The organism is Kribbella polygonati, from assembly GCF_050320105.1.
Classification (GTDB): Bacteria; Actinomycetota; Actinomycetes; order Propionibacteriales; family Kribbellaceae; genus Kribbella.
Window position 1 is genome coordinate 1,073,114 of the sequence record NZ_CP190129.1, and the last position, 14,393, is coordinate 1,087,506.

Below are 14,393 nucleotides of genomic sequence, written 5' to 3' on the forward strand. Positions count from 1 at the left end.
AAAGGGTAGGGGCATGACTGATCGCCCTGTCCTCGTGCCGCCCGCCGGTGTCCGCGGCGAGAACCTCCAGGTCTGCTACGACGCGGCCCTGCACAACCTGCTCGACGTGAACACGATTCCGGACGGCGGTACGGCGTACCTCCGGGCCGGCGGCGGCTACTCCGATCCGTGGACCCGGGACGCCGCCATCAACGCGTGGCATGCGGCGAGCCTGCTGACGCCGGAGGTGGCGAAGCACACGTTGCTGAAGGTCTGTGCCGGCGGACTGATTGCCCAGGACAACCAGTGGTGGGATCAGATCATCTGGGTCATCGGCGCTCGGCAGCAGTGGCTGGTGACCGGTGACGCGGCGTTCGGCGCGGAGGCGTTCCGGATCGGGGCCGCTTCGTTCGAGATCCTGCGCCGGGAGCACTTCGACGCTTCGACCGGCCTGTACCGTGGGCCGTCGCTCATGCAGGACGGGATCGCGGGCTTCCCGGAGCCGCCGTACCAGCCTGGCAATCCGTCGTCGTTCGTCCTCGACCATCCGGGTGCGGCTGACCTTCGTTGCCTGTCGACGAACGCGGTGTACGCCGGGGCACTCGGCGCGCTCGAACAGCTCGCGGCGGTGGCCGGGGCGGATCCGGCGCCGTACGCCGCGCAGCGGGCCGAACTTGTTGCTGCCGTCAACGAACAGCTCTGGTCGGGGGACACCTACGGCTACTTCCTCGGGCCGGAGGGGCTCGACCCGCATCAGGAGACGGCCGGGCTCGCGCTGGCGGTGGAGTTCGGGATTGCCGGGCCGGAGCGTGCGGCTCGGGTCGTCGCGGGGATTCATCACGAGCCGTACGGCGTGGTGAACGTGTGGCCGCACTTCCCGCGGTTCGACGCCGAGCACCCCGGGCGGCACAACGCGATCTGCTGGCCGATGGTGATGGGGTTGTGGGGGTACGCCGCCGCGAAGGTGGGGGAGGCGGACGAGTTCGGTCGTACGGTCGACGATCTGGTCAGGTTGTTCCGCTCGAGCGGGGACGAGTTGTTCGAGCTCTACAACGCGACCACCGGCGCGGTGGACGGCGGCTGGCAGGTGGGGCGGCAGTGGGAGTCGCTACCGGATCAGGCCTGGTCCGCCACGGCATTGCTACGGCTGGTCCACGAGGGCCTGTTCGGCCTCGAGTTCACCGCCGACGGCATCACCTTCCACCCGACGGTCCCCACGACGTACGCCGGTGAGTGGTCGCTGCGGTCGCTCCGCTACCGGGCCGCGACGCTCGACATCACCCTCCACGGCGACGGCACCGAGGTCCGCTCCGTGCAGCTCGACGGGAAGGATGTCACGCACGTGCCGGCAACGCTCACCGGTCACCATCACGTCGTCGTCAGCTGATCACAGTGATCTCGGACGGCCCGGTCACCTCGGCCGGTGCGCCCGCGGTCGCCCGGACCTCGAGTGGGCCGTACGGCGTCGGGACCGAGGCCTGCGCCCATTCGAGACCGCCGAGCTGCGGCGTCACCGTGACCGTCGTCATCCCGGGCGCCGTCGGTCGTACGCCGAGGAGGGTCGCGGCGTAGTGGTACAGCGGGTGCGCGCCCCACGCGTGGCAGTCGCTCCGGGTCGGCTCGGGGTGCTCGATGACCGTTCGTAGCCCCCGATCCAGCAGGCCGTACCAGAGATCGAGCCGGTCGAGCAGTACGTCGGTCCGCCCGATCCGCTGGAGCGCCTCGAACAGGTAGTGATCGAAGTACACCGTGGTGCGTGCCAACGATTCGCCCAGCATCGTCCGGACGGCCGTCTCGCCGTACTTCGCTCCCGCGAGCACCGCCAGCGATTGCGCGTGTTCGGAGAAGGCCGTGTGCTCCAGGTCGTCGGCGTACAGCTTGCGATCCGTGTCGTAGAAGGCCTGGTCGGCGGCGTCGAGCAGGCGGTCGGCCAGCTGCGCGTATTCGGCACCGGACCCGCCCGTCCAGTTCTCCAGATCGGCGGCTTGGCGCGCGACCAGGGCCAGTTGGAGGTGGAGGACCGACGAGACGCCGTGGCTCGGTCCGGGCCAGTCGGGGTGTACTTCGCCGTCCTGGACGATTCCCGGCGGGCAGCCGGCTTCCCAGCCGGGCACCCAGTCGGTGAAGTTCCAGCCGTGCAGGGCGTGGAAGACGCCGCGGTCGTCGACGGTACGGCGGTGTGCGTCGAGGGCGGCGCGGACGCCTGGCATCAGCTCGGCGACGAAGGCGAGATCGCCGCGCCACAAGGCGAAATCGTGCACCATCGCCACCCACCAGAGCGTGAACGGCGGGATCGGCGAGGAATGCCGAGAGGGAGTGCGAGAAGGGACCAGGCCGTCCGGAGTCTGGGTTCGGGCGAAGGCACGGAGCGCTTGGCGGGCGAGCGAGTCGTCGCCGGTGGCGGCGTACGCGATCAGGCATTGGAGGCGGGTGTCGCCGGTGTACTGGAGTTGCTCGTAGTACGGGCAGTCCATGGTTGTCTCGTGGCTGCAGGCCTGGAGGGTGCGGAAGGCAAGGGCGCCGACCTTGGCGAGCCGGGGGTCGCTGGAGGTGAAGTTGAGGCGGTCTTCGTAGGGGTAGTGGGTTTCGCGGAAGCGCAGGGCGGTGATGGTCAGGGGTTCGGTGGCGGTGATGACGAGGAGCTCGACGTAGCGGCCGGATTGCCACCAGAGCGTGGTGTGTTGTTCGCTGTTGCCGCCGGCAATGAAGAGGTCGCCGATGCCGTCCTCTTCCAGTCCGGGGCGGCCGAAGAGTTTGCCTTGGACAACGTCGCGATTTCCCTTGCCTGCTTGGGGATCTGGTTCGTAGAGGGATTCTTGCCAGTGCATGCGTACTTCGGCGTCGCGGCCGCCGTCGAGGTCGAGGACCGGGTAGGCGCAGACGTACTGGTCCAGATCGATCAACACCCGCCGACAGGTGCTCGGCGGCACCACCAGCGGCGTACCGTCGAGAAGTTGTTGCCAGGCGCCCGCTTCATGCTCCAGATGGTCCGCTGCGGATACCACCCGGTGACGCGTCGGTTCACCCACCGGATGTTCCGCGACATGCCGCACACGGGCACCCGAAGCCCACTCCTGCGCAGGCGCAGGCAGCCGAGCCGGCTCCAACAGCCGGCCGCCACGTCCACCGTCGGCTGCGGCGCTCGGCCAGGGGAGGCTGTCGGCGGCGGTTTGCCAGCCCCAGGGGTAGGTGCGGCCGTCGGTGGTGTGGCGGGCGCCGCAGCCGTAGCCGTCGCCTTTGGAGCGGAGGGCGTGGCCGGGGAGAGTGGTGGCGTGCCAGTCCGCAGTGCCGGTGTTGACGTCGAGGTCTGACGAGGCGAGCAGGAAGGTTGGGCCGTCGCCGAGCGTTTGCTGAGCGAGCGGAGCGTCGTCGCCGAGGCTCCAGACTCGGGCGGCCAACCAGTGCACACCGGCCGGCAGTTGCAGCTGGTAGCTCTCGAACGACCAGTGGTCGACCTCACCCCGCGACGGCCCGCGCCCGACCAGCTCGCCGTCCACCCACAGCTCGTACCGCTCGTCGGCACTCACGTGTACGACGCCCTCGGCTGCCTCCACACACTCCACCCGCAGCCGGAACCCAACCACCACCGGACCCACGGCACGGGGCCGGGCGGCGATGTCCGCGGCGCGGATCCAGTGGGCGGGCCATGGGCCTTGGAAGGGGGTGATTTCGAGCTGTCGCCAGGTTGTGGGCACCGGGTAATGGTGACAGGGGGCAGGGTGGGAGGGGTAGCCTGAGCGCTGCCAGGCGGGCTCGGTGGAGAACGGCTGTGGAGGTGCGAATGCGGCTGGACGGCAAGGTCGTGTTGGTGACCGGTGGCTCCGCGGGGATCGGTGCGGTCGTCGTGGACGCCCTCGCCGCGGCGGGGGGGCGGGTGATCGTCCACGGGCGGGACAAGGACCGCTGTACGGCGGTGGCCGAGCGGGTCGGCGGTGCCGTCGTACTCGGGGATCTGGCCGTCCCCGGAGCGGCGGCCGACGTCGCCGAGGACGCGGTCGCCGTCCACGGGCGGGTCGACGTACTGGTGGCGAACGCCGGTGCCGGCTGGTCCGGTGCTTTCGTGGACCTGACCAGGGACGAGCTCGACCGGCTGGTCACGCTTGATCTGCTGGCCCCGCTGCATCTCGTTCGTTGCCTGCTGCCACCGATGGTCGAGCGGGGTACCGGCCACGTCGCCCTGGTCGGATCGATCGCCGGCCGTACGGCGGTCGCCGGGGAGGCCGTCTACGCCGCCGCCAAGGCCGCCCTCGACATCTTCGCGGAGAGCCTCCGGCTGGAACTTCGTGATACAGGTGTTGGTGTGAGCCTCACCGTCCCCGGCGTCGTGGACACCGGGTTCTTCGCCGCACGCGGTCGCCCGTACGACCGGAGACACCCGCGCCCGGTCCCTGCCGCCGTGGTCGCGAAAGCCCTGGTCGATGGCATCGCCAACGACCGCCCCGAGACCTGGGTACCGTCCTGGCTGCGGGTCGCGCCCGCCGTCCGTGCGCTCACCCCCGGCCTCTACCGCCGGCTCTCCGCCCGATTCGGCGAACACGTGTGAACGGGATCGTGGTCCCCTCGGCCGACGCGTTCTTCCTGCACGTCGAAGGTACGGGCGCCGCCCAGCACGTCGGCGGCGTCGTCGTCCTCGAATCGACCGGCCACCGACCGTCGATCGAGGACGTCCGCGCGCTGGTCGCCCGAGGTTTCGCCCAACTCCCGCGGATGCACCAACGCCTCGACCCGACGTCACGCTGGCGCCGGCTGCGCTGGGTCGAGGCCGAGCACGTCGACCTCGACTGGCACGTCATCGAGCACCGGTCGCCGGACGGCCGCGCAGGGCTGCTGCGGTACGTCGGTGAGCTCGCCGAGCAGCCGATGCCACGCGACCGGCCGCTGTGGCGGATCGTGCTGGTCCGCGACATCGGCCCGGGCGGCGCCGACGCGCTCGTCGTCCTGCTGCACCATTCGATTGCCGACGGCATCGGTGCGGTCATGCACACGTTCAGCCTGTTCGAGCCGCGCCCGGAGCTGCCCGAGCCGGCCGGACCGCTGCCCGGCCGGCTCAAACGGGCCGCGGCCATTGCGATGGGCCTCGCGGAACTCGCCACCGACGGCGTCGCACGGCCCTTGCCGCCCGGTTCGAAACGTCGCGCGTTCGCCGTCGCCGAGGTCGAGCTGGACGTCGTACGGCGGGTTGCTGCCGCTCGCGGAGTCCGCGTGACCGACCTGCTGATCGCCGTCCTCGCCGACGGCATCCACGCCGCGTCGACGGAGCTTCCGCCGGCCCTGCGGATCTCGGTGTCGACCGTCGTACGGACCCCGGGCACCGCGGTCGAGGGCAACGCGATCGGCGCGAGCATGGTCCAGGTGCCGGTCGACGGACGCCCGTTCGACGAGCTGCTGGCGGAGGTGTCCGCGCGGCGGGAGCGGCTGCGCCGTTCGACCCGCGCGCTGGGTGCCCGCTTCGTGATGGCGACCGGCCTGCGGGCGGTACCGGAACCGGCCGTCCGCTGGTTCGCGCAGACCGTCTACGGGCCGAGGTTCCTGCACGGCGTGGTGTCGAACATGCCCGGACCGACCGTGCCGATGACGTTCCTCGGCGTACCGCACCACCGCGTGTACCCGATCCTGCCGCTGGCACCCGGTACGCCGCTGTCCGTCGGCGCTCTCAGCTGGGGAGGCGTGCTCGGGATCGGGCTGGCGACAGACCCCGGGCTGCTCGACGCCGCCGTCCTCGCCGACCACGTGAACCGCGTACTACGGGCCGGGCCACTCGAGGGCGAGGAAGAGGCGAGCGCGTGAGTCAGGGTCCTCCAGGCGGTCGCCGTACAGGGTCCTGAGCCGCGCCATCCGGTAGCGCACGGTCTGCGGGTGGATGCTCAGTTCGTGCGCGATCGCCTGCCGGTCGCCGAAGTGCCGCAGCCAGCTGGCGAGCGTCTCGGCGAGCCGTTCGCGGGCGGCGTCGGTCTCGCCTGCGAGCGGCGCGAGCATCTCGTCGCGGAGCGCCGCGACCAGCGCCTCGTCGCGCCAGACGATCAGCGCGTCCAGGTGCTCGTCGGCGAACACCGGGTCGTCGGACAGTACGCCGGTACTCCGCAGCCGGGCCGCGATCCGGGCGATCTCCAGGCTGCGCGGCAACTGCGCGAGCGTGACCGCGTTGCCGACCACCGCTCCCATCCCGGCGAGCTCGCGGCTGAGCTGCAGCCGGCGACCCGGACCGGACGGTTCCGGGACGATCGCGCCGACCACCAGACCGTTGCGCCGGATCGGCAGCGCGCCGGGCTCGAGCCGGGCGACCAAGGTGGTGGCCGCGTGGTGGTCGCCGCTGTAGATGACCACCGCGGCGGTCTCGGGGACCCGCCAGGCCGCCTGCAGTGCGGCGATCCGGAGCGCCTCGCTGGTCGCGCTGCCGGCGAGCAGCAGGTTGGCGAGCTCCTCGCGGCGCCGTTCCCGGGCGACCGCGTCGTCGATCTGCTCCTGCAGGTAGCCGTTCGCGGCCGAGAACGAGAGCTGGTTGACGAAGACGAAGACCGAGTCCGCCAGCGCCGCGAGGTGGTCCGGTGCGAAGTCCAGCTGGAGCGCGGTCGCCGCGACGTGCCGCCACGCCACCCGCGCGCCGAGCTGGAACGCGGTCAGCAGCCGGGTCAGGTCGTTGCCCTCCCGGAGCTGGGTCCGGCCGATCTCCTCGAACACCGCGCGGACGGGGGTGTCCGCGCGCTCGAAGGTGGTCTGGTCGGGGTTCCGCAGATTCGCGAGCGACATGTCGAGCAGCCGGTGCACGAACAGCTCGGCCGGGCCGAGCACGGCGTCCCGGTCGGTGTCCAGGAACGCCGCGTAGTCCGGCCAGTGCTCGACCAGCCGGTCGCGGACCTCGGCGAGCAGGTCCGGCAGGTCGTCGAGCAGGGCCTTCTCCAGGCCGGCGCGGTCGAAGGTGGCGATGGTCATGTGCCCTCCGCGCTCAACTGTAACGCCGTGACAATTTCCGGCCGCCGGAATGTTCTCCGGCGGCGCAGAGTTGGCAGGAAACCGCTTCCGATGATGGAGCTGTGCCTCCAGACGGACTGCAGAGCGAACTCGGCAGGAGGGAACACGGGGAGAACTTCCCTGTTGCGCTGAAGGTCCTCCCCGGCGGACCGCGGGAAGGACTGCATGCTGTCTACGCCTATGCCCGGACGGTCGACGAGCTGGGCGACACCTACCAGGGCGATCGGGCCGCCGCGTTGCAGTCGTTCGCGGCCGACCTGGACCGGATCTGGTCGAGCGGGCAGCCGGTGCATCCGGTCCTGCGCCGGCTGCTCCCGGTCGTCCACGCCCACGACCTCCCGGCGGACCCGTTCCACCGGCTGATCCAGGCCAACCTGCAGGACCAGACGGTCACCCGCTACCAGACCTTCGACGACCTGCTCGGCTACTGCCGGCTGTCCGCCGACCCGGTCGGACGGCTGGTGCTGGGTGTCTTCGGCGTCAACGATCCCGAGACCGAGCGGCTGTCGGACCTCGTCTGTACGGCGCTGCAGCTGGTCGAGCACTGGCAGGACGTCGGCGAGGACCGCCGGGCCGGGCGCGTCTACCTGCCGCAGGAGGACCTGGCGACGTACGGCGTACCCGACAGCGATCTCGACGCGGCCGAGGCGTCGGACGCGCTGCGGCAGTTGATGGCGTTCGAGACCGAGCGGGCCGCGCGGCTCCTCGGTGACGGCGCCGGGATCGTACGGCGGTTGCGCGGGTGGGCGCGGGTGTCCGTGGCGGGGTTCGTGGCCGGCGGGCAGGCGACGGTGCGGGCGTTGCGACGTACCGGCGGTGACGTGCTGGCCCACCAGGCACGGCCGTCGAAGGTGGACACGATCCGGCTGCTGGTGAAGGCGGTGGCGTGATGACCGTTGCCGAGGCGTACGACGCGTGCCTGGACATCACCAAGGCGGAGGCGCGCAACTTCTACTACGGCATCCGGCTGCTGCCGCCGCCGAAGCGGAACGCGTTGTCGGCGTTGTACGCGCTGGCGCGGCGGATCGACGACATCGGCGACGGCGACCTGCCGCTCGCGGACAAGCGGACCGCGCTCGCCGAAGTCCGCAAGGACCTCGGCCGGCTCGACGACCTGACCGACCCGGTGTACGTCGCGGTCGCCGACGCGGCCCGCCGGTACCCGGTCCCGCTCGGCGCGTTCGAGGAGCTGGTCGCGGGCGTCGAGACCGACCTCGGCGACGTCCGGATCGCCGACTTCGACGAGCTGGTCGTGTACTGCCGGCGCGTGGCCGGGTCGGTCGGACGCCTGTGCCTGTCGATCTTCGGTACGGCGGACGCCGACTTCGACACGCTCTCGCAGTACGCCGACCAGCTCGGCATCGCGCTGCAGCAGACCAACATCCTGCGCGACATCCGGGAGGACTTCGGCAACGGCCGGATCTACCTGCCGGCCGACGAGCTGGAGCGGTTCGGGGTGCGGATCGCGCTCGACGAGCACGGCGTCCTCGAGGACCCGCAGGGCCGGCTGGCCGGGTACATCCGGTACGCCGCCGGCCGCGCGCAGGACTGGTACTCGCTCGGCTGGCGGCTGCTGCCGTACCTCGACCGGCGCAGCGGGGCGTCGTGCCGGGCGATGTCGGGCATCTACCACCACCTGCTCCGCCGGATCGGTGCGAACCCGGTGCTCGTGTACGACCGGCGGCTGTCGTTGTCGCCGGCGGAGAAGGCCCAGGTGGCGCTGACCTCGCTGGCCGGGGTGCGGTCATGAGGCGGGTCGCGGTCGTCGGCGGCGGCCTGGCCGGGATCACCGCGGCGCTGTCGCTGGCCGATGCCGGATGCGCGGTCGTGCTGCTGGAGGGGCGGCCGAAACTGGGTGGGCTGACGCATTCGTTCGAGCGGGGCGGGCGGTGGATCGACAACGGCCAGCACGTGTTCCTCCGGTGCTGTACGTCGTACCTCCGGCTGCTGGAGCGCTTGGGGGTGCGGGACCAGGTGCGGCTGCAGCGGCGGCTCGACGTGCCGGTGCTGAGCGGGCGGCACTCGGGAGTCGGGCGGATTCGGCGGAACGGGATGCCGGCGCCGCTGCATCTCGGTCCGGCATTGCTGTCGTACCGCTGGCTGACGGTCGCGGAGCGGATCGCGGCCGTGCGTGGCGCGCTGGCGATGGGGCGGGTGGATCGGACGGCCGTGGAGACGGACGCACAGTCGTTCGGGGAGTGGCTGGCCGCGCACGGCCAGGACGCGCGGGCGGTGGAGGCGTTGTGGGAGCTGATCGGGATCGCGACGCTCAACGCCCGGGCCGACGATGCGTCGCTGGCCGTCGCGGCGACGGTGTTTCAGCTCGGGCTGCTCGAACGCAGCGATGCCGCGGACATCGGCTGGTCGACCGTGCCGCTGCAGCAGTTGCACGGCGACGCCGCGGCGCGCGCGTTGGCGTCGGCGGGTGCCGCGGTGCGGTTGCGGGCCCGGGTCCGGTCGCTGGACGAGAAGGAGGGTGGTTGGGCGATCGAGGGGGAGACGTACGACGACGTCGTACTCGCGGTGCCGCCGGAGGATGCGGCGGGGTTGCTGCCGGACGACGCGGTGTCGCTGCCGGACGGGTGGGCGGCGGCACTCGGCAGTTCGCCGATCGTCAATGCGCATGTGGTGTTCGACCGGGTGGTGCTGGCCGAGCCGTTCGTCGCCGGGGTGGACAGCCCGCTGCAGTGGGTGTTCGACCGCGGCGCCGAACCGGGCGGTCAGTACGTCGCGGTCTCGTTGTCCGCGGCCGACGCGTTGATCGACGTGCCGGTCGCGGATCTCCGTGAACTGTTGGTACCCGCTCTCCGGCAGCTGCTTCCCGCGGCTGCCGACGCGCGTGTGAAGGAGTTCTTCGTGACCCGAGAACGCAATGCCACGTTCCGGCCGGCGCCCGGCACCGGGCGCTTCCGGCCCGGTGCGACGACGAACCGCGCCGGTCTGCACCTGGCCGGCGCCTGGACCGCGACCGGCTGGCCCGCCACCATGGAGGGCGCCGTGCGCAGCGGCGAGGCGGCGGCCGCGTCGGTGCTGAACACCGCCGTACCAGTGCCGGACGCGGCCTCATGACCGCCGTCGAACCGATGCCCTCGGCAACCAAAGCGCCGGAGCTGCTGGCCCGCGGGCGGGACCTGGTCGAGCCGCCGCTGCGGAACGCGCTGGGCCGGCTGGACGACCACACCCGGCTGATCGCGTCGTACCACTTCGGCTGGTGCGACACCGACGGCCGGCCGATGACCGGCAGCTCCGGCAAGGCGATCCGCCCGGGCCTGACGCTGCTGGTCGCCGAGGCGGTCTGCGGTACGCCGGAACCGGGCATCCCCGGCGGCGTCGCGGTCGAGCTGATCCACAACTTCTCGCTGATCCACGACGACCTGATGGACCGCGACACCCGGCGCCGGCACCGGCGGACGGTCTGGTCGGTCTGGGGCGACGCGACCGCGATCCTGGTCGGCGACGCGCTCGCCTGCCTGGCCGACGAGGTGCTCGACGAGTGCGATTCGCCGTACGCCGCCCGCGCCGGTCACGCGCTCGCGGTGGCGACCCGGGAGCTGATCCGCGGCCAGGTGCTCGACCTGGCGTTCGAGCGGCGCGACGACGTCGGCATGGACGAGTGCGTCGACATGGCGCTCGGCAAGACCGGGTCGTTGCTCGGGGCATCGGCCGAGCTGGGCGCGATCCTGGCCGGTGCGGACGCCGCGGCGTGCGAGGAGTTCCGGAGCTACGGGCGCGAGCTGGGGCTGGCGTTCCAGTTGGTCGACGATCTGCTGGGGATCTGGGGCGAGCCGGAGAAGACGGGCAAGCCGGTGTTCTCGGATCTGCGGGCGCACAAGAAGACGCTGCCGGTCGTGTGGTCGCTGGAGTACGGCGGGACGTACGGGCAGGAGCTGGCCGACTGGCTGGCGAAGCCCGGCGTACCGTCCGAGGACGACGTACAGCGGGCCGCGGTACTCGTGGAGCGCGCTGGCGGTCGCGAGTGGGCGCTGGCCGAGGCGGGGGAGCGGGTGCGCAGGGCCGGGCGGGCCTTGTACATGGCCGGGGTGGACGAGGCCGGGCGGGCGCACTTCGACGAGTTGTCGCGGTTCGTGGCGGAGCGTCAGCTGTGACGGCCTCGCGGGTCGACGCACCGGTCGACGTTCGGGTGCGCGAGTGCCTCGACGCGGCGGTCGCGTACCTGCGGTCGTTGCAGCACGAGGACGGGTGGTGGAAGGGCGACCTCGCGACCAACGTGACGATGGACGCCGAAGATCTGATGCTGCGGCACTTCCTCGGGGTGGCGACGGAGCGGACGGACGCGGAGACGGCGCGCTGGATCCGGTCGCAGCAGCGGGCGGACGGCACCTGGGCGACGTTCCCGGGCGGGCCCGGTGATCTGTCGACGACGGTCGAGTCGTGGGTCGCGTTGCGGATGGCGGGTGACGATCCGGGAGCGGAGCATCTGGTCCGGGCCGCTGCGTTCATCCGGTCGAACGGGGGTGTCGAGAAGGCTCGGGTGTTCACGCACATCTGGCTGGCGTTGTTCGGCTTGTGGGCCTGGGACGAGTGTCCGGATCTGCCGCCGGAGTTGATCTTTCTGCCGAGTTGGGCGCCGTTGAACGTCTACAACTGGGCCTGCTGGGCGCGGCAGACGATCGTGCCGCTGACGATCGTCAGTGCGCAGCGGCCGGTGCATCCGGTGGAGTTCACGGTCGAGGGGCTGCGGGTCGGTACGCCGCCGGTCGCGCGTCGGCGCGTGTGGACGATGGAGGGGGCGTTTCAGCGGTTGGACGTCGTACTCAATGCCTATACCCGGCGGGGGCCGTTGAAGTCGGTGCGGCGGTTGGCGATGCGGCGGGCGACCGAGTGGATCGTGGCGCGGCAGGAGGCCGACGGCGGGTGGGGCGGGATCCAGCCGCCGTGGGTGTATTCGCTGATCGCGCTGCGGTTGATGGGGTATCCGATCGACCATCCGGTGATGGCGGCGGGTTTGCGTGGGCTGGACGGGTTCACGGTTCATGCGGAGCTGCCGGACGGGCCGGTGCGGTGGCTGGAGGCTTGTCAGTCGCCGGTGTGGGACACCGGGCTGGCGGTCGGCGCGCTGCTCGACGCCGGCGTACCGGGCGACGACGAAATGGTGCTGAAGGCAACGGATTGGCTGCTGGCGGAGCAGATCGACGCGCCGGGGGACTGGCAGGTGCGGCGGCCGGGGCTGGTGAGTGGCGGGTGGGCGTTCGAGTTCGCGAACGACGGGTATCCGGACACGGACGACACCGCGGAGATCGTGCTGGCGTTGCGGCGGGTGGTGCATCCGGAGCCCGCGCGGTTGCGGGCGGCGCTGGACGACGCGGTGGCCTGGACGACCGGGATGCAGTCGGCCGACGGCGGGTGGGGTGCGTTCGACGCGGACAACACGGACACGACCCCGTTGAAGTTGCCGTTCTGCGACTTCGGCGCGGTGATCGATCCGCCGTCGGCCGACGTCACCGCGCATGTGGTGGAGATGCTGGCCGCGGAAGGGAAGACCGGGACGGACGAGTGCCGGCGCGGGGTGCGCTGGCTGCTCGCCGCGCAGGAGGACGACGGGTCGTGGTTCGGCCGCTGGGGCACGAACCACGTGTACGGCACGGGGGCCGTCGTCCCGGCGCTGATCGCCGTCGGCGTGCGGGCGGACGATCCCGTCGTACGGCGTGCTGTCCGCTGGCTCGAGGATCACCAGAACGCCGACGGCGGGTGGGGTGAGGACCTGCGGTCGTACGCCGATCCGTCGTGGATCGGCCGAGGTGAGTCCACTCCGTCCCAAACCGCGTGGGCCTTGCTCGCACTGCTGGCTGCGGAGCCGGGTGGGGACGCTGTTCAGCGGGGCCTGTCATACCTGGTGGGCACGCAGCGGGCGGACGGTGGGTGGGACGAGGACAAGTACACCGGGACGGGCTTCCCGGGAGACTTCTACATCGGCTACCACCTGTATCGCTTGGTCTTCCCGATCTGGGCCCTGGGCCGCTACCTCAGGAGCCCCCGATGACCGTCTGCACCCCGCTGTACGCCGAGTGGCTCGCCCTCCACTCCACTCACCCCACCCACACCGGCCGCTCCCGCGGCACGCCCCACGAGGACCCCGTCCTCGTCGCCGGAGTAGCGGGCGCACTGGTCGACGGAATCAACCCAGGCGACATCGTGGTAGCCACCGAAATCCAGCACGCCGGGCGGACTGTGGCTTGTCAGGCGGCGGGGTTGGTGGCGGGGGAGTTGCGGCGGCGGGGGTTCGTCGTGCATGTCGGGCCGATTGTGACTGCCGATCACGTCGTGGACTCTCCGGCGGAGCGGGCTGTGCTGGCGGGGCGTGGGGCTTTGGCGGTGGATACCGAGTCGGGGTTGCTGGCGGGGGACGACGGGCGGGCTGTGGTGGTTCGCGTGGTGGTGGATACGCCCAGCGAGCCGCTCAAGCGGATCGGAGCCGTACGGCGGGGGGCGCGGGCGCTTCGGGAGTTGCGGCGTACGGCGGACGTGATCAACGCGTGGAGTGCCGCCACCGGCGAGCGGGAGGTGTTGCTCGCGGCGCCCCGGTCGTTCTGTGCGGGAGTGGAACGGGCGATCGAGACGGTCGAGCGAGCGCTGGAGCTGTTCGGCGCGCCGGTGTACGTACGGCGCCAGATCGTCCACAACCGCCACGTGGTCGCCGACCTCGAACGTCGCGGCGCGATCTTCGTCGAGGAAGTCGACGAGGTCCCCGAGCACAGCGTCCTCGTCCTCGCGGCACACGGCGTCGCCCCGGCCGTCCGCGCCCAGGCCGCCGTCCGCGACCTCCGCGTCATCGACGCCACCTGCCCCCTCGTCGCCAAGGTCCACCAGGAGGTACGCCGGTACGCCGCGACCGGCAACACCGTCGTACTCATCGGCCACGCCGGCCACGAGGAGATCGTCGGCACCACCGGCGAAGCCCCCGACCACGTACTCGTCGTCTCCGACCCCGCCGAGGCCGCGACGATCGACGTACCCGACCCGGCCCGCGTCGCCTACGCCATGCAGACCACCCTCGCCGTCGAGGAAGCCGCCGAAACCGCCGCCGTCCTCCGCCACCGCTTCCCGGCACTCAAAGGCCCGCGCACAGACGACATCTGCTACGCCACCAGCAACCGCCAAGCCGGCGTCCGCGCGATCGCCCGCCGCTCCGACCTGGTGATCGTCCTCGGCTCCCAGAACTCCTCCAACTCCCACCGGCTGGTCGAAGTCGCCGAGGCCGCGGGCATCCCCGCCGTACTCGTCGACGACGCCGCCGGCCTCCCGCTCGACCGCCTCGCCGGCGCCCGGACCATCGGAATCACCGCCGGCGCCTCCGCCCCGCCGACCCTCGTCGACGACCTCGTCCGCTGCCTGTCCGGCCTCGGCCCGATCACCGTGACCGAGGTCGGCGAGCCGGCCGAGGACGTCCGCTTCGTGCTACCGAAAGAGGTGACCCACCCGTGAGC

11 protein-coding genes are annotated in these 14,393 nt (G+C 71.6%); 9 read left to right on the forward strand and 2 right to left on the reverse strand.

Annotated elements, in window-relative coordinates:
* Nucleotides 1-13: 13 nt before the first annotated feature.
* Nucleotides 14-1,366 (forward strand): MGH1-like glycoside hydrolase domain-containing protein, encoded by a 1,353-nt coding sequence (locus ACQHIV_RS05095; RefSeq protein WP_427892154.1) that lies wholly within the window; start codon nucleotides 14-16, stop codon nucleotides 1,364-1,366.
* On the opposite strand, the gene ACQHIV_RS05100 is transcribed toward ACQHIV_RS05095, so the two are convergent.
* On the reverse strand, nucleotides 1,359-3,533 hold the full coding sequence (locus tag ACQHIV_RS05100) for an alpha-L-rhamnosidase C-terminal domain-containing protein (protein WP_427892156.1): 2,175 nt from the start codon (nucleotides 3,531-3,533) through the stop codon (nucleotides 1,359-1,361). The genes ACQHIV_RS05095 and ACQHIV_RS05100 overlap by 8 nt on opposite strands.
* A gap of 215 nt (nucleotides 3,534-3,748) precedes the next feature.
* Between ACQHIV_RS05100 and ACQHIV_RS05105 the strand changes: the two genes are divergently transcribed.
* Together ACQHIV_RS05105 and ACQHIV_RS05110 are read left to right on the forward strand one after the other, a co-directional pair.
* Complete coding sequence (locus ACQHIV_RS05105) at nucleotides 3,749-4,522, forward strand: SDR family NAD(P)-dependent oxidoreductase (RefSeq protein ID WP_427892158.1); 774 nt, start codon at nucleotides 3,749-3,751, stop codon at nucleotides 4,520-4,522.
* Nucleotides 4,519-5,766 carry a wax ester/triacylglycerol synthase domain-containing protein gene (locus tag ACQHIV_RS05110; protein WP_427892160.1) on the forward strand — a complete coding sequence of 416 codons (1,248 nt, stop codon included), beginning with the start codon at nucleotides 4,519-4,521 and terminating at the stop codon, nucleotides 5,764-5,766. The genes ACQHIV_RS05105 and ACQHIV_RS05110 overlap by 4 nt, the downstream gene beginning before the upstream one ends.
* Here the strand turns inward: ACQHIV_RS05110 and ACQHIV_RS05115 are convergent.
* Nucleotides 5,722-6,909, reverse strand: a complete 1,188-nt coding sequence (locus tag ACQHIV_RS05115) for a PucR family transcriptional regulator (protein ID WP_427892162.1) — start codon at nucleotides 6,907-6,909, stop codon at nucleotides 5,722-5,724. The two genes, ACQHIV_RS05110 and ACQHIV_RS05115, sit on opposite strands and share 45 nt — an antisense overlap.
* A 101-nt stretch (nucleotides 6,910-7,010) precedes the next feature.
* Between ACQHIV_RS05115 and hpnC the strand changes: the two genes are divergently transcribed.
* The 6 genes from hpnC to ispH are packed head-to-tail and all read left to right on the forward strand — an operon-like array spanning nucleotide 7,011 to nucleotide 14,391.
* The gene (gene hpnC / locus ACQHIV_RS05120) at nucleotides 7,011-7,838 is read left to right on the forward strand and encodes a squalene synthase HpnC (RefSeq protein ID WP_427892163.1); all 828 of its coding nucleotides are present in this window, start codon (nucleotides 7,011-7,013) and stop codon (nucleotides 7,836-7,838) included.
* Entirely contained in the window at nucleotides 7,838-8,698 is an 861-nt protein-coding gene (gene hpnD, locus ACQHIV_RS05125) for a presqualene diphosphate synthase HpnD (RefSeq protein WP_427892165.1), read from the forward strand. Before hpnC ends, hpnD begins: the two co-directional genes overlap by 1 nt.
* Nucleotides 8,695-10,017, forward strand: a complete 1,323-nt coding sequence (gene hpnE / locus ACQHIV_RS05130) for a hydroxysqualene dehydroxylase HpnE (protein ID WP_427892167.1) — start codon at nucleotides 8,695-8,697, stop codon at nucleotides 10,015-10,017. The genes hpnD and hpnE overlap by 4 nt, the downstream gene beginning before the upstream one ends.
* A complete protein-coding gene (locus ACQHIV_RS05135) occupies nucleotides 10,014-11,054 on the forward strand; it encodes a polyprenyl synthetase family protein (RefSeq protein ID WP_427892169.1) in 1,041 nt (346 codons plus the stop codon). Before hpnE ends, ACQHIV_RS05135 begins: the two co-directional genes overlap by 4 nt.
* Entirely contained in the window at nucleotides 11,051-12,949 is a 1,899-nt protein-coding gene (gene shc / locus ACQHIV_RS05140) for a squalene--hopene cyclase (protein ID WP_427892171.1), read from the forward strand. The genes ACQHIV_RS05135 and shc overlap by 4 nt, the downstream gene beginning before the upstream one ends.
* A complete protein-coding gene (gene ispH, locus ACQHIV_RS05145; protein WP_427892172.1) occupies nucleotides 12,946-14,391 on the forward strand; it encodes a 4-hydroxy-3-methylbut-2-enyl diphosphate reductase in 1,446 nt (481 codons plus the stop codon). The genes shc and ispH overlap by 4 nt, the downstream gene beginning before the upstream one ends.
* Nucleotides 14,392-14,393 lie beyond the last annotated feature (2 nt).

Excerpts from the sequence above, each read along its gene's own strand:
- ACQHIV_RS05095 (WP_427892154.1), top strand. The coding sequence starts at position 14 with ATGACTGATCGCCCTGTCCTCGTGCCGCCCGCCGGTGTCCGCGGCGAG.
- ACQHIV_RS05115 (WP_427892162.1), bottom strand. The coding sequence starts at position 6,909 with ATGACCATCGCCACCTTCGACCGCGCCGGCCTGGAGAAGGCCCTGCTC.
- hpnD (WP_427892165.1), top strand. The coding sequence starts at position 7,838 with ATGACCGTTGCCGAGGCGTACGACGCGTGCCTGGACATCACCAAGGCG.
- hpnE (WP_427892167.1), top strand. The coding sequence starts at position 8,695 with ATGAGGCGGGTCGCGGTCGTCGGCGGCGGCCTGGCCGGGATCACCGCG.
- ACQHIV_RS05135 (WP_427892169.1), top strand. The coding sequence starts at position 10,014 with ATGACCGCCGTCGAACCGATGCCCTCGGCAACCAAAGCGCCGGAGCTG.
- ispH (WP_427892172.1), top strand. The coding sequence starts at position 12,946 with ATGACCGTCTGCACCCCGCTGTACGCCGAGTGGCTCGCCCTCCACTCC.